Origin of the sequence: Roseibium porphyridii (assembly GCF_026191725.2) — a bacterium.
GTDB lineage: Bacteria > Pseudomonadota > Alphaproteobacteria > Rhizobiales > Stappiaceae > Roseibium > Roseibium porphyridii.
Genome location: NZ_CP120863.1, coordinates 1489359 through 1509807, shown reverse-complemented (window position 1 = coordinate 1509807; position 20449 = coordinate 1489359). Strand labels below are relative to the sequence as shown.

Annotated in this window: 16 protein-coding genes; 9 read left to right on the top strand and 7 right to left on the bottom strand. The window is 56.5% G+C overall.

The window, feature by feature from the left end:
• Window positions 1-15 precede the first annotated feature (15 nt).
• Window positions 16-1632, bottom strand: coding sequence for a GMC family oxidoreductase (locus K1718_RS07065; protein ID WP_265683331.1), 1617 nt, complete (start codon window positions 1630-1632; stop codon window positions 16-18).
• Complete coding sequence (locus K1718_RS07060) at window positions 1629-2360, bottom strand: FCD domain-containing protein (protein ID WP_152500262.1); 732 nt, start codon at window positions 2358-2360, stop codon at window positions 1629-1631. The genes K1718_RS07065 and K1718_RS07060 overlap by 4 nt, the downstream gene beginning before the upstream one ends.
• A 280-nt stretch (window positions 2361-2640) precedes the next feature.
• Here K1718_RS07060 and K1718_RS07055 point away from each other — a divergent pair, with 280 nt between their 5' ends.
• The 8 genes from K1718_RS07055 (at window position 2641) to K1718_RS07020 (ending at window position 11545) form a co-directional block, all read left to right on the top strand.
• Window positions 2641-4041 (top strand): aldehyde dehydrogenase family protein, encoded by a 1401-nt coding sequence (locus K1718_RS07055; RefSeq protein ID WP_265683330.1) that lies wholly within the window; start codon window positions 2641-2643, stop codon window positions 4039-4041.
• Window positions 4042-4094: 53 nt separating this feature from the next.
• Entirely contained in the window at window positions 4095-5066 is a 972-nt protein-coding gene (locus K1718_RS07050) for an ABC transporter substrate-binding protein (RefSeq protein WP_152500261.1), read from the top strand.
• Window positions 5067-5135: 69 nt separating this feature from the next.
• Window positions 5136-6656: a sugar ABC transporter ATP-binding protein gene (locus K1718_RS07045; RefSeq protein ID WP_265683328.1), complete on the top strand. Its 1521-nt coding sequence runs from the start codon at window positions 5136-5138 to the stop codon at window positions 6654-6656.
• Complete coding sequence (locus K1718_RS07040) at window positions 6653-7636, top strand: ABC transporter permease (protein WP_265683326.1); 984 nt, start codon at window positions 6653-6655, stop codon at window positions 7634-7636. Before K1718_RS07045 ends, K1718_RS07040 begins: the two co-directional genes overlap by 4 nt.
• 3 nt (window positions 7637-7639) lie before the next feature.
• A complete protein-coding gene (locus K1718_RS07035; RefSeq protein WP_152500259.1) occupies window positions 7640-8638 on the top strand; it encodes an ABC transporter permease in 999 nt (332 codons plus the stop codon).
• Window positions 8638-9747 (top strand): mandelate racemase/muconate lactonizing enzyme family protein, encoded by a 1110-nt coding sequence (locus tag K1718_RS07030; RefSeq protein ID WP_274706379.1) that lies wholly within the window; start codon window positions 8638-8640, stop codon window positions 9745-9747. The genes K1718_RS07035 and K1718_RS07030 overlap by 1 nt, the downstream gene beginning before the upstream one ends.
• Entirely contained in the window at window positions 9744-10772 is a 1029-nt protein-coding gene (locus K1718_RS07025; RefSeq protein WP_265683323.1) for a zinc-dependent alcohol dehydrogenase, read from the top strand. The genes K1718_RS07030 and K1718_RS07025 overlap by 4 nt, the downstream gene beginning before the upstream one ends.
• 2 nt (window positions 10773-10774) lie before the next feature.
• Entirely contained in the window at window positions 10775-11545 is a 771-nt protein-coding gene (locus K1718_RS07020; RefSeq protein WP_265683321.1) for an SDR family oxidoreductase, read from the top strand.
• A gap of 7 nt (window positions 11546-11552) precedes the next feature.
• Here K1718_RS07020 and K1718_RS07015 read toward each other — a convergent pair whose 3' ends face one another.
• Window positions 11553-12455, bottom strand: a complete 903-nt coding sequence (locus tag K1718_RS07015) for a LysR substrate-binding domain-containing protein (RefSeq protein WP_265683320.1) — start codon at window positions 12453-12455, stop codon at window positions 11553-11555.
• 97 nt (window positions 12456-12552) lie between these two features.
• Here K1718_RS07015 and K1718_RS07010 point away from each other — a divergent pair, with 97 nt between their 5' ends.
• The gene (locus tag K1718_RS07010; RefSeq protein WP_265683318.1) at window positions 12553-13257 is read left to right on the top strand and encodes an SDR family oxidoreductase; all 705 of its coding nucleotides are present in this window, start codon (window positions 12553-12555) and stop codon (window positions 13255-13257) included.
• A gap of 24 nt (window positions 13258-13281) precedes the next feature.
• Here K1718_RS07010 and K1718_RS07005 read toward each other — a convergent pair whose 3' ends face one another.
• From K1718_RS07005 to glgA, 4 genes are read right to left on the bottom strand one after another with little or no spacing between them, the layout of a single operon-like run.
• Window positions 13282-14913, bottom strand: coding sequence for an alpha-D-glucose phosphate-specific phosphoglucomutase (locus K1718_RS07005; RefSeq protein ID WP_265683316.1), 1632 nt, complete (start codon window positions 14911-14913; stop codon window positions 13282-13284).
• Window positions 14901-16910 carry a 4-alpha-glucanotransferase gene (gene malQ, locus K1718_RS07000; protein ID WP_265683315.1) on the bottom strand — a complete coding sequence of 670 codons (2010 nt, stop codon included), beginning with the start codon at window positions 16908-16910 and terminating at the stop codon, window positions 14901-14903. Before malQ ends, K1718_RS07005 begins: the two co-directional genes overlap by 13 nt.
• Window positions 16907-19015, bottom strand: coding sequence for a glycogen debranching protein GlgX (gene glgX / locus K1718_RS06995; RefSeq protein ID WP_265683313.1), 2109 nt, complete (start codon window positions 19013-19015; stop codon window positions 16907-16909). Before glgX ends, malQ begins: the two co-directional genes overlap by 4 nt.
• Window positions 19012-20448, bottom strand: a complete 1437-nt coding sequence (glgA, locus tag K1718_RS06990; protein ID WP_265683310.1) for a glycogen synthase GlgA — start codon at window positions 20446-20448, stop codon at window positions 19012-19014. The genes glgX and glgA overlap by 4 nt, the downstream gene beginning before the upstream one ends.
• Window position 20449: the final 1 nt, after the last annotated feature.

The following is a 20449-nucleotide window of genomic DNA, read 5'->3' as shown; positions in this document are numbered from 1 at the left end:
CCTAGGGCATGCGGGTTATTGCTGCAGCACAAACTCAGCGCATCTTGAGCCCAGCATCATTGCCGGCGCATTTGTATTGCCCGCATTGATATCCGGAACAGCAGACATATCGCAAACGCGCAGTCCCTCGACACCGCGCACCCTGAGTTTGGCATCAAGGACCGCCATGGTGTCGCCGTCCGCCCCCATCCGGGCCGTACCGGCGGGATGGTAGTTTGTTTTGACAAACCTCTTGCAATGCTGCCTGAGCGCATCATCGGATGTGTCGGCTGCATCGGGGATAGCAACCCGTTGCAATCTGGAGGCAAGCGGGTCGGTGCGAAACGCTTCCAGGAAAAACCGCTGCCCGGCGATCATCTCCTCCATATCCTCTTCGTGCTTCAGAAGATTGGGGCACACGATCGGCATGTCGGCAGGATCGGCAGATGCCAGTTTTACCTCTCCACGAGATTTCGGCTTTACAACCACCGTTGTAACGGTGACGCCGTAGCCATCTTTCAGTTCAGACTGCGCATCGCGGTCAAGATAGACGATCGGCACGCAAAAAGCCTGGATCGTCGGGTTTTCAGTTCGATCACGCGGATTGACAAAAGCCCCGGCCTCGACACCCGCTGATGTTATGCGTCCGCTGCCGAATACCTTGTACTGGATCCCGTTCCACAGCATTCGCCACCCTTCGCCCTGACGGTAGTAGCCGTGCGGGCCGTTGGCATATGCGGTGATGGGCACTTCCGGGTGGTCGATCAAATTCTGCCCGACACCCGGAAGATCCGCTTCCACCTTGATGTCGTGCTCTGCAAGATGGGACGGATCGCCGATCCCCGACAACATCAGAACCTTGGGTGTAACCAGTGCACCGGCCGCGAGAATGACTTCGCCATCCGCGTGAGCTGTCTCAACACCATTCTGGTCGCGGTACCGGACACCGACGACCCGCCCGTTTTCAACAATAATCTTCTCCACCTCAGCCTGAAGCTTGATGGTTAGCCGGCTATCGTTTTTCAATGGTTCAAGAAAAGCGTAAGCGGTCGAGCTGCGTCTGCCGTTGCGGTTGGTGAACTGATAAAAGCCCACACCGCGCTGCGAAGTTCCGTTGAAATCGGTATTGTAAGGTTCGCCGAGCGATTGTACCGACTGGACAAACCAGCGAGACATCGTATCGACATAGCCAGGATCGGAGACTTTTACTTCACCATCAGTTCCGTGAAGGTCCCCCGCCAACCGGTTATTGGCTTCCATGCCCCTGAAATGCGGCAACACATCGGACCAGGACCAGCCCGGATTATCGTTGTTTTCGCGAAGAAGCTCGTTCCAGGCATCATAGTCGCCCGGTCTGCCGCGCATATAAACCTGAGCATTGACCGAAGATCCGCCCCCAAGAACATGCCCCTGCGGGATGTCATGCACCCGGCCATCAAGATGCGGTTGGGGAACCGTCTTGTGGTACCTCATATACTTGGACCCATTGATCATTTTGAAGATGCCTGGGGGCATGTCCAGGAGTGGGTGCCGATGAGAATGGCCGGCCTCCAGCAGAAGCACCCGCGCATTGCCTTTTGTGACCAGCCGTGCAGCCGCGACTGCACCACCGGACCCACCCCCGACAACGATATAGTCATAGGCCGCAGTCATTCCTCTCCCCAGTCAAATGTCACCCGGACAAACTCCCATGCCGCTTTGAGGTGATTGGTCAGAGCTTCTTCCGCGGCAGCCGGATCTCGCTCCAGAATGGCATCCAGAATTGCCTTATGAGCGATGTAGTTCACCTCGTTCCTCTCCGGCGAACGCAGCATCTGGTCCCACTGCGGAGCCAGCCATGAGGTGTAGCCTTCGTGAATGGCGGGAAAAATCGGATTTCTTGGTATCCGGTAAAGTACGCCATGAAACGCCACATCGGTCTTGTAGAACTCCAGTGAATCCGGGATAGCCTTGCGATTGTTCTCCAGCGCGGTTTTCAGGTCGACAATGTCTTCTTTGCGCGCCGACATCGCCGCATCGCGAACTAGAGCACGCTCCATAAAGACACGGCTGTCATAGAGGTTCTTGATGCCGGTCTTGTCCGTTAGAAGATGCTGCACGACATTCCCGCACGCGTGCAGAACGGTCGCATAGTCGGGTTTGCGCACAATCGGCCTGAAGCGCGGCCGCGTTTCGACCAGGCCGCGGCTCGACAGCTTTGAAATAGCCTCACGGATCACTGTTCGACTTGTGCCGAACTGTTCCATCAACTCTCGCTCAGCCGGTAGCGGCGCTCTGTTTTTGAGCTGCCCTGACGCGATCTGTGCTTCGAGCGCTGCCACCACATTGTCAGCAGCACGCCCAGCGTCGTTACCGATCTCCACGGAAGTTCTATTTTCCATCTCAACCCTCTATTGATCGCCTTTTTGGTATGACAGAAAATAACTCTTGGTAAAACCATTTTTTCAAAGCTATTTTCTGATTAAGAATTTTAGCGTTTTATTTCAATTATTTAAGAAATTTTTCGCACTGCTTGTTCAAATTTGGTTTGACATTTCCACTTCCCTGCACCTTATTAAATTTAGTTTGGTCATACCAAAAGGCGTTAGCTTAGTGTTCGATTTCACATTTACCGATGGGCGACCCATTTCCGCGGGCATGTACATCAACGGCCGTTGGATAATGCGTGATTCCAGTGCGGCAATTGAAGTCGAAAATCCTGCGACCGAGGCCATTTTGGCAACGATCATCGAAGGAACCGAGGAAGACGCTGTCACCGCTCTTAAATCCGCCCAGGCCGCACAACCCGCGTGGGCCGCGTTGCCCGCAATTGAACGTGGTAAAGCGGTAGCTGCACTGGCAGATGAAATTGAAACAAATCAGGATGGGTTGGCGCGACTGGTGAGCCTTGAGCAAGGCAAACCTCTGGCCCACGCACATGACGAAATTGGTGCGACGCAGACTTTCTTGCGCTACGCGGCTGAAAACGCGCGGCGGATTGAGGGCGACATCGTCACATCCGACAATACCTGTGAGGAAATCCACATTCGCCGCCATCCCTATGGTGTTGTGGTCGGCCTGACAGCCTGGAACTACCCTTCCGCGCTGGCTGCTCGAAAGCTTGGCCCTGCGTTGGTTGCAGGCAACACGTTCGTCTTGTTGTCCCACGAGGCAACCCCCCTTTCAGGTCTTGCCTTGGCAGCGTTAAGTGAAAAAGTCGGCATTCCTGCCGGGGTCTTCAACGTCGTCACCGGACGCGGTCGCGTTGTCGGAGAAACCCTGGTCAAGAGCCAGCTTTCCAATCTTGTTACCATGACTGGCAGCACCCGTGCCGGTCAGGAGATCTATCGGGCCAGCGCAGATCTTATCAAGGTCATCCGGCTGGAACTCGGCGGCAAGGCCCCTTTCATTGTCATGGAGGATGCCGACATAGACGCCGCAGTCAGCGCAGCTGTCGCAGCCCGTTACACCAATTGCGGACAGATCTGCACCTGCAACGAACGCATGTATCTGCATCGCGGGATCGCGGACGAATTTCTCGAAAAGTTCGTCCAGGCTTCCAAAGACCTGACCATCGGTGATCCGCTGAGTCCAGTTGATCTAGGACCCAAAGTGAGCCGGTTTGAGCGTGACAAGGTCGCACAGATCGTCGCCGCCAGCATCAATTCCGGCGCTGAAGTGCTTCTGGAAGGCGGCATCCTGGATAACGGTGCTTATCAGAAGGGGCACTGGCTTGCGCCGACCGTTCTGGAAACCAAGAACAACAGCCTGCCGGCAATACGCGACGAGGTATTCGGACCGGTGGCAACCGCAATGCGGATCGACAGTTTTGAGGAAGCTGTACAACTGGCCAACGATACCCAGTTTGGCCTCTCGGCTTATCTCTTCACCAATAACTACAAAAGACTGGCACGTGCACCCTACCTCCTGAAATTCGGCGAACTCTACCTCAACCGGTCGAATGGCGAAGCCGTTCAAGGTTTCCATACCGGTTGGGGCATGTCCGGACTTGGAGGTGAAGACGGCCGCTATGGCTTCGACAACTATCTGCGCAAGCAGACAGCTTATCTGAATTGGGGTTAGCGCCTCATAGAAGCGGCCCGGAGGATTTTGGCCGCACCTTTGTGGAGGAAAAAATGAAACGTACTCTCTTGATGGCAACTGCCGTTGCAATCGGCGCGATGACGACAATGGCATCGGCATCCGGACTTCCGCCGCTGGAGCAAAAAGACCGCTACAAGGTCGGGTTTGCGCAGATGGAATCCAACAACCCCTGGCGCATCGCGGAAACCAAATCCTTCCACGACACCGCTGACAGCTGCGGCTGGGATCTTATTGCGACCGATGCTGCAGGCTCTGCCGCAAAGCAGGTGGCCGATGTCGACAGCATGATTGCTCAAGGCATCGACGTCCTGTTCTTGCCCCCGCGCGAGGAAAAGCCACTCATTCCTGCAGTGAAGAAAGCCAAAGCTGCCGGCATACCGACATTCCTCGTTGACCGTTCTGTCGACCCGAATGCAGCCAAGCCTGGCGAAGACTTCGTTGCCTTCCTTGGTTCTGACTTCATTGATCAGGGCCGCAGGGTCGCCGAGTGGACAATCGAAAACTTCGAGGGCGACAAGGGTGTCATCGTTCAGCTGGAAGGCACGACCGGATCTTCACCGGCCAACGACCGCAAGAAGGGTTTTGACGATCGCATTACGCAAGATAGCCGCTTTGAAATTGTTGCATCCCAGTCAGGCGATTTTGCGCGCGACCTCGGACGCCAGGTCATGGAGACACTGCTTCAGGCTCATCCGGACGTGAACATTGTCTATGCCCATAACGACGAGATGGCGATTGGCGCTATTCAGGCACTCGAACTGGCAGGCCGCAAGCCTGGTCAGGATGTTCTGGTCGTCTCGATCGACGGGACCCGGGACGCTTTGCAGGCGATCATCGACGGAAAGATGGGCGTCACCGTTGAAAGCTCACCTTTCTTCGGACCGCTCGCTTGCGAAACCATGAAGCGTTACGCCGCTGGCGAAACCATCGAACCATGGGTTCAGGTGAAAGACCGCATTTTTACTCCCGAAAATGCAGCGAAGCACATCGACGAGGCCTACTGAACCCCGCCTGCCGGAAGGGACATCCCTTCCGGCATTTTCTTGAATTCTGAAATCCGAACTGGAGTGGATATGGCGCCGCTATTAGCCATGTCTGGGATAAAGAAGCATTTCGGTGGGGTGCCAGCACTCAGACGCGCTTCGCTTGAAATCGAACCGGGAGAAGTCCACGCCCTGATCGGTCAAAATGGTGCGGGCAAATCCACCCTAATCAAGATTCTGACCGGCCTTTACAGGCGCGACGAGGGCGACATCGAATTCACCGGAGCACCCAGTCACCTGACCTCTCCCAGAGAAGCACAGGAAACCGGCATCGCGACGATTTATCAGGAACTGAACCTGGTGCCGCTGCGTTCTGTCAGCGAAAATGTCGTCATGGGCCAGGAGCCCAGATCGCTCGGCTTTCTCATCAACTGGCCTGAAGCACACAGACGAACCCGTGAAATTCTCTCGCGCTTTGGCATCGACATCGATGTGACCGCGCCTCTCGGCAGTTATTCGACCGCAATTCAGCAGCTTGTCGCGATTGCCAGGGCGGTTTCCATGGATGCCAAACTTGTCATCATGGACGAACCGACATCTTCGCTCGACAGTTCTGAGGTTGAAATCCTGTTCAGTGTCGTGCGCGAGCTCAAGTCATCTGGCGTCTCGGTTCTCTATGTGTCCCACTTCCTGGATGAATTGTTCCAGATCTGCGATCGCGTCACCATCATGCGCGACGGACAGACGGTCGGGTGCGAGACGATTGCAGACACGTCAAAACTGGACCTGATCGCTGCCATGCTCGGACGCGATGCAGAAGAAATTGCCGCGGAAGGTCTGACAGAGCTTTCAGGCGGCAAACAGGACTTTGAAGAAATCGTGCTTCAAGTGGACAAGGTCTCAACCGGACCTCGCCTGACCGATTTTTCCATGACCCTTCACCGCGGCGAGATCGTCGGCCTTGGTGGCTTGCTCGGCGCAGGCAGAACGGAAGCCGCCCGTTCCATCTTCGGACTGGATCCCCTGACCAGCGGTGACATGCATCTGAAAGGTGCGCCATACGAGCCCACAGAACCGGCCGAAGCCATCAAGGCCCGGATCGGATTTCTGACGGAAGACCGCAAAGCGGAAGGCATCATCCCGCATATGTCGGTGCGGGAGAACCTGACGCTGGCCCTGCTGCCGCACCTTCGAAAGAGCGGACAGATTGATCTCGAACGCGAAAAGGCGCTTGTCGAAGACTTCATCAAGCAGCTCGGGATCAAGACGGCCCATATGGATCAGCCGATCCGGGAGTTGTCCGGCGGCAACCAGCAAAAGGTGCTCCTTGCACGCTGGCTGGCGACCAAGCCTGACATCCTCATTCTGGATGAACCAACGAGGGGGGTTGATGTCGGCGCAAAACGCGAGATCCAGACCATCATCCGGAACTTTGTCGATGAAGGTCACGCGGTTATTTTGATCAGTTCCGAATTCGAAGAGCTGGTCGAAGGCGCCAATCGCATTGTTGTGATGCACGAAGGCAAGGCCGTTTCAGAGCTCACCAACCCCGGCATCACCGAGAACGCGCTCGTCAGGGCCCTCGCACATCACGAGGAGCCTGCATTATGACCAGCCTCACGTCTGAAGAACCCATGCGAACAGATTTCACGAACCGGTTGAAGCAGCATGGAGGGCTTGTTGCCCTGGCAGTCATTCTGATCTTCAACATCCTCGTCACGCCAAATTTCCTGCAGGCGCAGACACTGGCCGTCAACATCTCCCAGGTGGCAACAATTGCGATTGTCGCAATGGGCATGACATTGGTGATAGCGACCGGTGGCATTGACCTGTCTGTCGGCGCTGTCATGGCACTGAGCGGTGCGCTTGCACCGCTCATTTTCCTTTCCGATTTCGGCACCACCTACCCGGTACTGGGACTTCTGGCTGCGCTTTTCTTTCCACTCGTCGCAGCTCTTGTCTGCGGATTGTTCAACGGCGCGATCGTCGCTGTCTTGAAGGTTCAACCGATTATCGCAACGCTGATCCTGTTCATTTCAGGCCGTGGCATTGCCCAGGTACTGACCAACGGCAATCTTCAGACCTTTTCCAATCCCGAGTTCAGTTACCTCGGTACGGGAAAGATCCTAGGCTTTCCGTTTCAGGGCTGGCTGGCAATCGCAATTGCCTGCTTGCTGTTCTGGCTGGTCAACAGGACCATTTTCGGCCGTTACCTGCTTGCGATCGGTGGCAATGAACGCGCCGCTAAACTCTCCGGCGGACCTGTTCGCCGGGTCAAGATCGGTGCCTATGTCATCTGTTCGGTTCTGTCCGGCCTCGCAGGACTTATCGTTGTCGCCATCAACTCGGCCTCGGATGCAGCGCGCAACGGCAACCTGATGGAACTTGATGCAATCGCGGCAGCGGTTGTTGGTGGTGCGCTGCTTCAGGGTGGCAAGGCCCCGATCTTCGGCGCCATTCTTGGCGCGGTTATCATCCAGCTTGTCAAATACACGCTGCTTGCCAATGGCGTTGAAGACGAAGTCGCCCTGATTGCCAAAGCTGTGATCATTCTGGCTGCGGTCTACATCCAGCAAGCGCGAAAGGAATGATCCGTGCTTGATCAAAACGCTTTTGACCTGCGGAAATATATTTCCCGCAACCCGCAATCTGTCGCCGTCTGGATCGCGCTGATCGTTCTGATCGCGTTCGGACTGATGCGCTACGACAACTTCGGCAGCGCCTATAACATCACGTCGTTCCTGAACTACAACGCCATGTTCATCGCGATCTCGGTCGGCATGTGCTTCGTTATCCTGACCGGTGGCATAGACCTGTCGGTCGGTTCGGTTGCCGCATTCACGTCGGTCGTCGCAGCTTACCTCAGCCCATACGGGATCGAAGTTGCGATGCCCCTGGCAATCCTATCCGGTGTTGCCTTCGGTCTCTTCAATGCGATCTGCATCGTCTATCTGCGGATTCCTCCTTTCATCACGACGCTTGCGACGATGCTCGGCGCAAAGGGGGGCTCGCTTGTGATTTCCGGAGCGCAAACCATCTCGGTCGATTGGGGGTCCAACTTCACCAAGCTCGGCATGGAAAAGGCATTTGATGTTGTTCCCTGGACTATCGTGCTCGTCGCTATCCTGGTCGTGGCGCTCTGGATCGTGCTGGAAATGACAAGCATCGGCAGAACCATTCTGGCTGTTGGTGGCGGCGAAGACGCTTCCGTGATGATGGGGCTCAAGGTCAATCGAGCAAAGATTTTCGCCTATGCGCTGTCGGGTGGCTGCGCGGGTCTGGCCGGTGTTTTTCTCGCGTCCGGTTTCGGTGCCGGGCAGCCACTGGAAGGTGTCGGCTGGGAGCTTTCGGCCATCGCCTCCGTTGTGGTTGGCGGCACGTTGCTGACCGGTGGACTGGGGTCCATACCGGCAACGGTTGCCGGGGCCTTGCTTCTTGGTCTTGTCTTCAACATTCTCAACTTTGAAAACGGTAAGGGGTGGATCAGCTTCAGTGCTTACTGGCAGATGGTTATCCGTGGTGCATTTCTCTTTGCGGTCATTTTGTTCCAGACCCGTGTGATGAACCGCAACACGGTTGTGGGGCAAGGCTGATGGCAGCAATCAAATCCATCGAGACAAAGCTCTTCCACGTTCCCCTGGCTGAGGTGCTGGTTGACGCGAAACACGGCACGCACACGCTGTTTGAACTCGTAACGGCAACGGTCACACTCGAGGACGGCTCCACCGGCACAGGTTACACCTACACCGGCGGCAAAGGCGGTCATGCCATCGCGGCAATGATCCACCATGACCTTGCACCGTTTCTGATCGGACAGGACGCCGCCTGTGTCGAGGGGCTTTATGACGGCATGCAATGGCATGTCCACTATGTCGCCAGAGGCGGCATCGCGTCCTTTGCCATCTCTGCGCTCGACATTGCCATGTGGGACATTCGCGGCAAATCCCGCGAGTGGCCATTGTGGAAGCTTGCCGGCGGAGCAGACAGTTCCTGCAAGGCCTATTGCGGCGGAATTGATCTGAATTTTCCGTTGCCAAAGTTGCTCGACAGTGTTCAGAGCTACCTCGATCGCGGCTTCAACGGCGTCAAGATCAAGATCGGGCAACCAACGCTTGAGGAAGATGTCGAGCGTGTGGCCGCGGTCAGGAACCTGATTGGCCCCAACGTTGCCTTTATGGTCGATGCAAATTATTCAATGTCCGTCGACGAGGCGATCAAGGCTGCAAAAGCCTTTGCACCCTTCGACCTGCTGTGGTTCGAGGAGCCCACCATTCCCGATAACTACAAGGGATATGGCCAGATCGCAGACGCAACGGGCATGTCCCTCGCAATGGGCGAAAACCTGCACACGATCCATGAATTTGAATATGCCTTCGACCAGGCGAAACTGAGCTTTGTCCAGCCGGATGCGTCCAATTGCGGTGGCATTACCGGCTTCCTGCAAGTCGCGGATCTGTCCCGACAACATGGTGTGCCGATCTGCAGCCACGGAATGCAGGAACTTCATGTCAGTCTCGTATCTGCGCAGTCGAATGCAGGCTGGATCGAAGTACACTCCTTTCCGATTGACCAGTACACGCGGCAGCCGCTAGAGGTGAGAGATCATCTGGCGCGCGCACCGGAGATGCCGGGAACCGGCGTCAGTTTCGACTGGTCGCTACTCGCCCCCCATAAAGTGCTTACATTTCAGAGGCCAAAATGATCAGCCAGGCAGCCGTCTATCGCGGCGACAAGACCTTCTCACTTGAGCAAAAAAACGTTCAGCCACCGGGCCCCGGCGAGGTGCAGATCAAAGTCGCCTATTGCGGAATTTGCGGAACCGACTTGCATATCTTTCTCGGGCACATGGACAAACGTGTTGGCTTTGAAAGAACGATCGGCCACGAAATGTCCGGCACAATTTCGGCAACCGGCGAAGGTGTAACAGGACTTTCAACGGGGCAGCGCATTGTTGTCAGGCCCCTGGACCATTGCGGAGATTGTCCGGCCTGCAATGCAGGGCATGAGCACATTTGTCACAATCTCAAATTCATTGGCATCGATTCAGAAGGTGCCTTTCAGGAATACTGGAACGTACCGGCGCATACGATCCACGTTTTGCCCGAGGGCCTCGATCTTTCACATGCTGCTTTGATCGAACCACTGGCTGTTGCCTGTCATGACGTTGAGCGGGCCAAACTGGTCAAAGATGAAGATGTGCTCGTGATTGGCGGAGGCCCGATCGGTTTGCTGGTCGCGCTTGTCGCTCGCCAGGCAGGCGGCAATGTCGTCATCAGTGAAATCAGCGAAACCCGACTGGCCTATGCCGCAAAACTTGGCTTCAAGACCATCAACCCGAAAACCGAGGACCCGGTTGAAAGGGTCAACGCGCTGACCGGAAACAAGGGGGCAGACGTTGTTTTTGAAGTTTCCGGCAGTCAGCCCGGTGTCGACCTAATGACGGCTGCAGCCGCCACACGGGGCCGGATTGTCATGGTTGCCATCCATGCAAGCAAACCGACGATCGACCTCTTTCAGTTTTTCTGGAGAGAACTTGAATTGTTCGGCGCGCGTGTCTACCGGCCAGAAGACTACGACACGGCCATGCGTCTCTTGAACGAGGGTGTCGTCGACTGCGCCTCCTTCATCACGGACATAAAACCGCTTGGAGAAATTCAGACTGCCTTCACGGCACTGACGCAGAACCCGAGTGCCATCAAATCAATGATCCAGATTGCCAAGGATTGAAAATGAGCGTTTTGGACACTTTCAACCTTGCCGGCAAAACCGCGCTTGTCACCGGTGCAAAACGGGGTATCGGCAAGGCCATGGCCGTGGCACTTGCCGAAGCAGGTGCAGATATCGTTGCCGTCAGTGCAAGTCTCGAAGCCTCGGGCAGCGACGTAGAGCGAGAGGTAACGGCCCTCGGTCGGCAGTTTTCCGCATATCAATGCGATTTCTCGGATCGGGCTGCCCTTATATCCTTTATTGAAGCGGTCAAACGCAACCATCCGGTGATCGACATACTGATCAACAATGCCGGCACCATCAAACGCGCTCCGCTTCAGGACCACGGTGACGATATCTGGGACGAGGTCATTGAGGTCAATTTGTCTTCCCAATTCATACTCACCCGTGAGATCGGCAAGGGCATGGTCGAAAGAGGATCAGGGAAGGTTATCTTCACTGCATCGTTGCTGACATTCCAGGGTGGTATCACCGTTCCGGGCTATGCTGCCTCGAAGGGTGGCATCGGGCAGTTGACCAAAGCCTTTGCAAACGAGTGGGCAGCCAACGGCATTAACGTCAACGCCATTGCGCCGGGTTACATCGCGACAGACAATACGGAAGCTTTGCGGAACGATCCGGTCAGATCGAAATCGATCCTGGAGCGCATTCCGGCCGGACGGTGGGGCAAGGCAGAAGACTTTGCAGGCCCGGCTGTTTTTCTGGCGTCTCCAGCATCCGACTATATGCACGGTACCGTAATGACCGTGGATGGCGGCTGGATGGGCCGCTGACACCGTTTCAGGGATGTGGCTCGAGAGGCGAACTCTTTCCTGCCATGTCCCTGAGCCAGTGAACAACTCGCAACACCGCCGATGATCGCTGCACACCCTTTCGGTGCAGCAGATAAAGCGCTGACGAACTGTCCAGATGTGTCCTGGCAACCACGGCCAGCCTGCCGCTTTCCAGATCACGGCTGACGAGAAAACCGCTTGAGAGCGCTACCCCCTGTCCGGCAATAGCTGCATCGAGCGCCAGAGCTGTCTGGTTAAACCGCATGCCGCGCGCACCCTCACCGCTCCCAGTGTCACATTCGCGTAGAATGAGTGGCCATAAATCATGATCGTCATGCAGTCTCGGCAGTGCTGCGAGCTCCGATACGGACAACGGCAATTCGCAGTCCCTCACCAGCGAAGGTGCTGCCACGGCTAGAATGTCGTTTGAAAACAGCAGGTGTTCTTGAAGGCTGGCGCCGAAAGGCGGGCTGCCAAGGCGAACTGCCAGATCAATACCATCGGTGCGAAAGCTGGACACCTTGTCTGTTGCCATCACTCTGAGATCAATGTCCGGATGCGCCGCACTCAGGTCAGGCAGGTTTGGGATCAGCCACTTTGCTGCAAAACTTGGGGGTACGCTGATGATCACACGTGCGCTGCCGGGTCGAAGATCCTCCATCGCCCCCCGCATCAAAGCAAAGGCTTCAGATATCCGGCCATGAAAGCTGCGCCCGGCGGACGTGAAAGACAATCCCTTCGAGTGCCTCTCGAACAGCATCACCCCGAGCCCGGCTTCCAGCGCTCTGACCTGTTGTGCCACAGCCCCTTGCGTGACACCAAGTTCCTGCGCAGCAGCTCGAAAATTGAGATGCCGGCCGGTTGCCTCAAAGGCTTTAAGCCCGTTCAGGTTCGGTAACTGAGATAACATGTCAATAGTTTTTCTACATTCACAACGCGCGAAACATAGCTCGTAAACGCTGGAAATGCGAGATACCTTGCCAGAACCAGGTCAAAGGAGCGCAATTATGACTGTAGAAAAAGTAGCCCTCATTACAGCTGGCGGCAGCGGCATGGGCGCGGATGCTGCAAAACAGCTCGCGCAAGATGGATTCAAGATTGGTATCCTGTCTTCTTCCGGGAAAGGCGAACGTCTCGGCCAGGAACTGGGAGGGTTCGGTGTGACCGGCTCAAACCTGGAAACCGGTGACCTGCAGCGTCTGGTCGATGGCGCCATGGAGCGTTATGGGCGCGTCGATGTGCTGGTCAATTCAGCAGGTCATGGACCAAAGGGCCCCGTCCTGGAAATCTCCGACGACGACTGGCACAAGGGCATGGATGTCTACTTGTTGAATGCAATCCGCCCGACATGCCTCGTGACGCCCATCATGCAGAACCAGGGCGGCGGCAGTATCATCAACATTTCCACGTTTGCGGTGTTCGAACCCGACCCTCTGTTTCCGACATCAGCCGTCTTCAGGGCAGGTCTTGCGGGTTTCACGAAACTGTTTGCCGACAAATACGCTGCCGACAACATTCGCATGAACAACGTCCTGCCCGGCTTCATTGACAGCCTGCCGGAAACAGAAGACAGGCGTGCACGTATCCCTATGGGTCGCTACGGTCGTGCCCAGGAAGTGTCGTCACTTATTTCATGGCTGGCCTCGGAAGGCGGCACCTATATGACAGGACAGAACCTTCGCATAGATGGTGGCCTTACCCGGTCTGTCTAGGCTGCCTTAGGCCGCGCCGGCTCATCAGGTCATCACATCGGGGGCGGTTCGGCCGGTATAATGTGTCAACCTGCTGAGCTCCGCGACCGCCTCTGCGATGTCTTTCAGCGCGGCCTGTGTCTCAACGCCAAGATCGCCATCCGTCGGTGCATAGCGTTCCAGGTAAACGCGCAAAGTCGCGCCTTCCGTTCCCGTGCCGGACAAACGCAAGACACCGCGCCCGCCGCCCGCAAACCAGATCCGGATCCCCTGATTGTTGCTGACGGAACCATCGACGGGATCCTGATAGGAAAACTGGTCGGCAGCAGTCACCTGGCAGTTGCCCGCGGTCTTGCCCTCAAGCTCTGGCAGTCTGGCAATTAAATCGGCCATCATCTCCTGTGCGGCGTCTGCACTGACGGCCTCGTAGTCGTGACGCGAATAGTAGTTCCGGCCATAAGTCGCCCAATGATCTTCAAGAACATCACGGACGGAAACGGCACGTTCCGCCAGTATGTTGAGCCAAAGCAGAACAGCCCAAAGACCGTCCTTTTCCCGAACATGGTCCGAACCGGTGCCTGCGCTTTCTTCACCGCATAATGTGACCCGTCCGGCATCGAGCAGATTGCCGAAGAATTTCCATCCCGTGGGCGTTTCATAGCAACCGATGCCAAGTTTTTCCGCAACCCGGTCACAGGCCGAACTCGTCGGCATGGATCGTGCAACCCCTGCAAGTCCGGCGGCATAACCCGGCGCACGTTGTGCGTTGGCTGCCAAAATGGCCAGACTGTCGGACGGCGTGACATAGATACCTTTGCCAAGAATCATGTTTCGGTCGCCATCACCGTCGGATGCGGCGGCGAAATCCGGACCATGCTCAGACATCACCAAGTCAACCAGCGGTTTCGCCCAAATCGGGTTTGGATCAGGGTGCCCCTTGCCGAAATCGACCGAGGGAACCGCGTTGATAACGGAACCGGCAGGCGCTCCCAGTTCGTCTTCCAGGATTGCCTTGGCATAGGGGCCTGTCACGGCATGCATGGCATCAAAGCGCAAGGTGAAACCGCCGGCAATCAGATCCCGGATCTTGCCGAAATCGAACAACTGCCGCATCAGCTCCGCATAGTCCTTTACCGGGTCGACCAACTCGACTGTCATGGACCCCAAGGACTGCTCTCCGAGCCTTTCCAGGTCCAGATCATCCGTTTCCAGCGTGTGATATTCCGCAATTTTTGAGGTCTCTTCAAAGATCGCTGCCGTCACGCTTTCCGGAGCCGGTCCACCGTTCGAAATATTGTATTTCAATCCGAAATCTTCATCGATCCCGCCGGGATTGTGACTTGCCGACAAGATCAGACCACCGTTTGCCTTGCGTTTTCGAATGAGGTTCGATGCAGCTGGTGTTGACAGCAATCCGTTCTGACCAACGATTGCTCGTGCGGCTCCGTTTGCAGCGGCAATGCGCAGGATTGTTTGAATGGCCTCGGCATTGAAGAAACGCCCGTCTCCACCCACAACCAGTGTCTTGTCTTGCACACCGCCAATCGCATTGAAGACGGATTGAACGAACGTCTCCACATATCCAGGTTCCATGAAGATACGGGTCTTTTTCCTCAAGCCGGAAGTGCCTGGCTTTTGACCTGAAAAGGGTGTGCAGGAGCGTGTCACTTTGGACATGGTTCCAGTCCTTTCTGTTCGTTCTCATGGATTGAATTGCGAGTGGTGGGCATCAGATCGCGAAGCCGCGCTGGAGAGGCGGCAACGGGAAATTGTTCTATTGGGACCGGGAGCCTCCGACGCCAGTTGGGATGCTGGTTGATCGTACCAGGAAGGTTTTGCGCTTCCGTGACACCAAACAGGTCATCCAGTTGAATGGCAATCATTGCAGCTTGTGATCCTGCAAGACCGGCATGAATGGTATCGCCAATTCGACCGGTATCCATATTTGCGCCCAACTCACAAAGCCTGCGCAGGCCATTGCGCTGATGCGCACGCACCCCGTGACGATCATGCGTCTCGTTGGAATTGAGCCAGCCGATTTCGCGCCACCAGTCAATATCAATTCCGTGCCAGAAGCCTGCCATCGTGGGTGTGTCATGAGTGCCGAAACAAGCAAGACTGAAGGGACGAAGATCCTGTGGTGCGACCAGTTGCTCCTGATCGTCGGTTTCATACTGCCAGACCGCATAGCTATAGAGCCCGGCCTTGTTCAAGCCCTCACGGAAACCATCCGGCACCAGACCAAGATCCTCACCGACGACAACGCAGCCGTTTCGGTAGGCTTCGATTGCAATCACCGCCAGAAGTGCCTCAAAGGGTTGCGAAACATAGCCACCGGGACTGCCGTCATCCGGAAGCCAATAGCTTCGCAGAAGCCCAAGTGCGTGATCTATACGAAGCAGTCCGCACTTGTTCATCAACGACCCAAGCATGGACCGGAGCGGTTGATAATGGTTGGCTGAGAGCTTGTTCGGCGCATGCGCGGCCAGATCCCAGGATTGGCCTTTCGGGCTCAAATGATCAGGAGGAGCACCGATGGAGATCCCTTCGGCAATCGTATTGCCGTTCGTCCAAACTTCAGCACCGCCTCGGCGCGGTCCGACGGCAAGATCCAGATAGAGGCCGAGCCGCATGCCGCTCGACGTGGCACTTTGCTGTGCGGCTCCAATCTGCTCTTCCGCGCGCCATTGCATCCATTTGTGAAACGTCGCGCGCTCCCCAGCCTCCAACTGCGATTGTCTTCCCGGAGCTTGAAGCGCCTTCGGCCACCTTTGGAAAGCCTCACCATGCTTCTCGCTCAAGGCTTCGAATGTCGCAAAATCATTCAGCGCTTCGCCGGAAGCCTCACAAAAGGCTCGAAACTCGGCCTGCTCTGCTTCAGAACTTTTCTGAGCGAAGACAGCATATTCTGTTTCCAGAACAGCGCGGTGCATCGCTCGGAATTCTGCATAGTCGATCAGCTCCTCCCGCGGTCCGGGCCCAAGATCACTGGCTGCTGACAGATGATCGGTGTTGAAGAAGCCGCGATGCGTCGGAGAATACGGGCTGATCGTTTCTGCAGCGGCCCAACCGAGCGCGTGGATGGGATTGATACCGAAGAACTGCGCCCCGCTTCTCCCAAGAGCCGCGGCTGCGACACCAAGATCAGAATAGTTTCCGAGCCCGCCGTTGGTCCGTGATCTGAGGCCATAAAGTGCGCCGCACACGCCCCAGCAGCGATTGCTGCCGGCAGTCTCTGAAAGGTTTGGTGCGTGTGAAGGTGGAGACATCAGGAACAGGTCTTCAGCCCAGCCCTCACCTGCAGCGTGAAGCAAAAAATAGCCGACCGGCAAATCGGAGATCGAAATGGCCGTACTGCTTGTTCCTGTCTGAACTTCATCACCATCTTCGGTGACAATGCTCCAGTCACACCGGGTTGGTACGGCAATGCTGGTTGAGCTGCCTGCCTCCAAAACCAATTCTTGAGGCAGTTTACGACCGTGCCTTGACGCCTGGCTTTCCGCCAAGGCTTCGGACACCTCGGCATCCGTTGCGGTCGAAATTCCAAGCCCGCCGAGAAGTGCCCGAAGGGTTGGTGGCTCTGCTTCCAGCTTTTGACCCGCAAGGTTTCGGAATTCAAGATAAACGCCGGATTCCCGCGCCAACGCCTGCAACTTGACGTCCGCGCTCATCATGCACCCTCGTGACGGCGCAGCGTGAAGGCGGCAACCGATTGCGGAGCAACCAACACGCTCGCACCCGTCACGGGTTCGGCGACCTGTATGTCCGACGAACTGTTGATCTCCCAGATCCATTGCCCGGTACCGCTGTCAGGCAAGACCAGCTCCAGGTCTCGTGGCTCCCGATTAAAGGCGAGCAAAACCTCATCTTCGGACTGAAGACCGGCAGAACATTCGGCGCACCCGCGCAGCAGCAGGCACAAACTGGAAAGGCCGGGGTCGCGCCAATTTAGCGCCGATCCATCAAAATCCCGCCATTCCACATCAGGTCTGCCATCGGTCGTGCGGCTCATACCGTGCAGAAAACTGTTCTGCCGGACGGCCGCATGTCTGCGGCGGAAACCGGAGAGAGCCGATGTAAATTCGATCAATCCATCATCAAGCGACTGCCAGTCGATCCAGCTCGTCTCGTTGTCCTGACAATAAGCGTTGTTATTGCCATCCTGACTGTTACCGCCCTCGTCACCTGCCAGGATCATCGGCGTTCCCTGCGACAGCAGCACCGTGGCCAGGATGTTGCGAACCCTTTGGCGTCGAGCCTCGACAATGACCGTATCGTCGCTCATCCCCTCAACGCCGAAATTGTCGCTGTAGTTGCTTTGGTGGCCATCGCGATTGTTTTCGCCGTTTGCTTCGTTGTGGCGCTTCACATAGCGCGTGGTGTCAGCAAGCGTGAAACCGTCATGAGCCGCTGCAAAGTTGACCGATGACCAGCTTCGCCGCCCTCCTGTGTCAAAAAGATCGGCTGACCCCAGCAGCGCTGAGCCCAGATCCTGCGCGCTATGCCCGTCACCTCGCCAGAAGCGGCGAACCGTATCCCGATACCGGTCGTTCCACTCGGCAAAGGGGGGTGGAAACTTGCCAAGCTGGTATCCCCCCGGACCGACATCCCAGGGTTCGGCAATCAACTTGACGCCCGCAAGAACGGGGTCTTGCCGCAGAGAATCCAGAAAACCACCGTGCATATCGAAGCCATGTCTTTCACGGCAAAGACTGACGGCAAGATCGAACCGGAACCCGTCGACGCCCATCGTCTGAACCCAGAAACGCAAACTGTCCATGACCATGCGCAGCACGAACGGATGACTCACGTTCAATGTGTTCCCACATCCCGTATCATTGACGTAGTAACGGCGTTGGCCGTCCAGGAGCCTGTAGTAAGACGCATTGTCCAGCCCCCGAAAACTGAGTGTTGGGCCCAGGTGATCGCCTTCTCCGGAATGGTTGTAGACCACGTCGAGGATCACCTCTATCCCGGCCTCGTGGAACCGGTCCACCATCGCTCGAAACCCGAGGACCCCTGAAGGTCCGAAGTAGCGCGGTTCGGGTGCGAAAAACCCGATTGTATTGTATCCCCAGTAGTTGACGAGCGATCGCGCCTGAAGTGCGCCTTCTGACTTCAGGGCCTGAACAGGCAACAGCTCGACAGCGGTGACACCCAGTCTGGTGAGGTGCTCCAGAAAGGCCGGAGAGGAAAGACCGTCATATGTTCCGCGCAGCGTTTCTGCCACTGCGGGATGTAGCTTGGTTGTCCCCTTCACATGGGCTTCATAGCAAAACGCATCGTCCCAACCACGGCCCAGCGTTTTGGCATCAGTTAGGAAACTTAGCGGGTCCGAAACCACTGATTTGGGAACATGCGGAGCGCTGTCCCGGTCATCAAAAGATAGATCCACCTGCGGAGAGCCTACTTGATACCCGAAAGTGGATGGGTGCTCGGAAAAGAGGCCGTGGAACTCCCGGGTGTAGGGATCGAGCAGCAACTTGTTCGGATTGAACCGATGTCCGTTTTCCGGGGTGTACGGACCCTCAACCCGATAACCGTACAGCGTGCCGGGCTTTAGGCCTTGCAGATAGCCATGCCAAACAGAGCCAGTTCGTTCTGGCAGATCAATCCTTTGCAGCTCGTGCAGCCCATCCGCTGAAAAGATGCACAGTTTCACTCGCGTGGCATTTTCAGAGAAGACGGCGAAATTGGTACCGTCTCCATCAAAATGCGCGCCAAGACGATGCGGACTGCCTGGCGCAATTTCCAGGGCGACCCGGCATTGATCATTCATTCAGCGAGTTCTCCGTAAAGGTTCGCATAGGCTTGAGCCGACTGTTCCCAATCCACCGGCTGTCGCATCGCCGCCCGCTGCATGGATTGCCAGGCGGTCTTGTTGGAATAACAGCTCACAACCCGGTCGATGGCCGCTTGGACACCTGCAACGCTGACATCTCCGAAGACAAAACCAGTTGCGCATTTTGCGGCAAGCGCCGCTGCATTGGCATCGATCACGGTGTCTGCCAGACCACCCGTACGAGCAACGACCGGTAAAGTTCCATAGCGCAGTGCGCAAAGCTGGGTCAATCCACACGGCTCGAACCGCGAGGGAATGAGAATGGCGTCGCTGCCACCTTGCAGCAGATGCGCAAGGCCTTCGTCAAAGCCAATATGGACACCCACATTTGACGTGAATGTACCGGCCGCCTCGCGGAACGCATCTTCAAGACCTGGTTCGCCTGTCCCCAGAACTGCCAATTGCCCACCACGCGCCACAATGTGCGGCACGGCTCCTGCAAGAGCATCCAGTCCTTTTTGGTGTGTCAGGCGACTGATTACGCAAAAAAGCGGCCCGTCGCACTTCGGATCAAGCCCGAGGTGTTCGCTGATCTCTTTGCGGTTTGTGTCCTTGCGGCGCAGGCTCCGGCTGTCATAGGTGGCGGCAAGCGTTGTGTCGTCCGCAGGGTTCCAGATGTTCGTATCAATGCCGTTCAAAATGCCCGAAAGACTATTTGCGCGCGCGTGCAAAACACCATCCAGTCCCATGCCGAAATGAGGTGTCAGGATTTCACGGGCATAAGTCGGACTGACCGTCGTGATCCTGTCGGCAAACATCATGCCGCCTTTCAAAAACCCGACGTCGCCATAATATTCCAATCCATCCGGGTTGAACCAGTCGGCACGCAAGCCAAGCTCGTTCAGAACATGAGCGCCGTACCGTCCCTGAAAAGCAATGTTATGGATGGTCAGAACCGACTTCGGCCCCGCGCGACCTTCCTGTTTCAGATAGACCGGCGCAAGCGCAGCCTGCCAATCGTGCGCGTGAACGACATCGGGACGCCAGTCGCCCAACCCATCAAAGCTGATGCGAGCGGCCGCCTGCGCCAAAGCTGCAAATCTTTGATGGTTGTCCGCCCAATCCGCTCCGTTCTGGTCGGTATAGGGTTGGCCCGGGCGATCGAACTGGCGCGGCGCATCCAGCAGAAGCAACGTAATGCCTTTGGCCTTCACCTGAACCAAACGACCGGCCCCGCCTGGAAGATCGCCAAAACTGGCGACCTCCTTGCCCTTGGCAACAAGCGGCTGCAAAGACGGATAGGCCGGCAGGACCGTGCGGCAGTCGATACCGACCTGCGCCAACGCCTGCGGCAGGGCGCCAACCACGTCAGCCAACCCTCCAGTCTTCACGAACGGAGCGCACTCCGAAGCCACCATCAAGACATTCATG

Excerpts from the sequence above, each read along its gene's own strand:
- K1718_RS07065 (WP_265683331.1), bottom strand. The coding sequence starts at position 1,632 with ATGACTGCGGCCTATGACTATATCGTTGTCGGGGGTGGGTCCGGTGGT.
- K1718_RS07060 (WP_152500262.1), bottom strand. The coding sequence starts at position 2,360 with ATGGAAAATAGAACTTCCGTGGAGATCGGTAACGACGCTGGGCGTGCT.
- K1718_RS07055 (WP_265683330.1), top strand. The coding sequence starts at position 2,641 with ATGCGTGATTCCAGTGCGGCAATTGAAGTCGAAAATCCTGCGACCGAG.
- K1718_RS07050 (WP_152500261.1), top strand. The coding sequence starts at position 4,095 with ATGAAACGTACTCTCTTGATGGCAACTGCCGTTGCAATCGGCGCGATG.
- K1718_RS07045 (WP_265683328.1), top strand. The coding sequence starts at position 5,136 with ATGGCGCCGCTATTAGCCATGTCTGGGATAAAGAAGCATTTCGGTGGG.
- K1718_RS07040 (WP_265683326.1), top strand. The coding sequence starts at position 6,653 with ATGACCAGCCTCACGTCTGAAGAACCCATGCGAACAGATTTCACGAAC.
- K1718_RS07030 (WP_274706379.1), top strand. The coding sequence starts at position 8,638 with ATGGCAGCAATCAAATCCATCGAGACAAAGCTCTTCCACGTTCCCCTG.
- K1718_RS07025 (WP_265683323.1), top strand. The coding sequence starts at position 9,744 with ATGATCAGCCAGGCAGCCGTCTATCGCGGCGACAAGACCTTCTCACTT.
- K1718_RS07020 (WP_265683321.1), top strand. The coding sequence starts at position 10,775 with ATGAGCGTTTTGGACACTTTCAACCTTGCCGGCAAAACCGCGCTTGTC.
- K1718_RS07015 (WP_265683320.1), bottom strand. The coding sequence starts at position 12,455 with ATGTTATCTCAGTTACCGAACCTGAACGGGCTTAAAGCCTTTGAGGCA.
- K1718_RS07010 (WP_265683318.1), top strand. The coding sequence starts at position 12,553 with ATGACTGTAGAAAAAGTAGCCCTCATTACAGCTGGCGGCAGCGGCATG.
- K1718_RS07005 (WP_265683316.1), bottom strand. The coding sequence starts at position 14,913 with ATGTCCAAAGTGACACGCTCCTGCACACCCTTTTCAGGTCAAAAGCCA.
- malQ (WP_265683315.1), bottom strand. The coding sequence starts at position 16,910 with ATGATGAGCGCGGACGTCAAGTTGCAGGCGTTGGCGCGGGAATCCGGC.
- glgX (WP_265683313.1), bottom strand. The coding sequence starts at position 19,015 with ATGAATGATCAATGCCGGGTCGCCCTGGAAATTGCGCCAGGCAGTCCG.
- glgA (WP_265683310.1), bottom strand. The coding sequence starts at position 20,448 with ATGAATGTCTTGATGGTGGCTTCGGAGTGCGCTCCGTTCGTGAAGACT.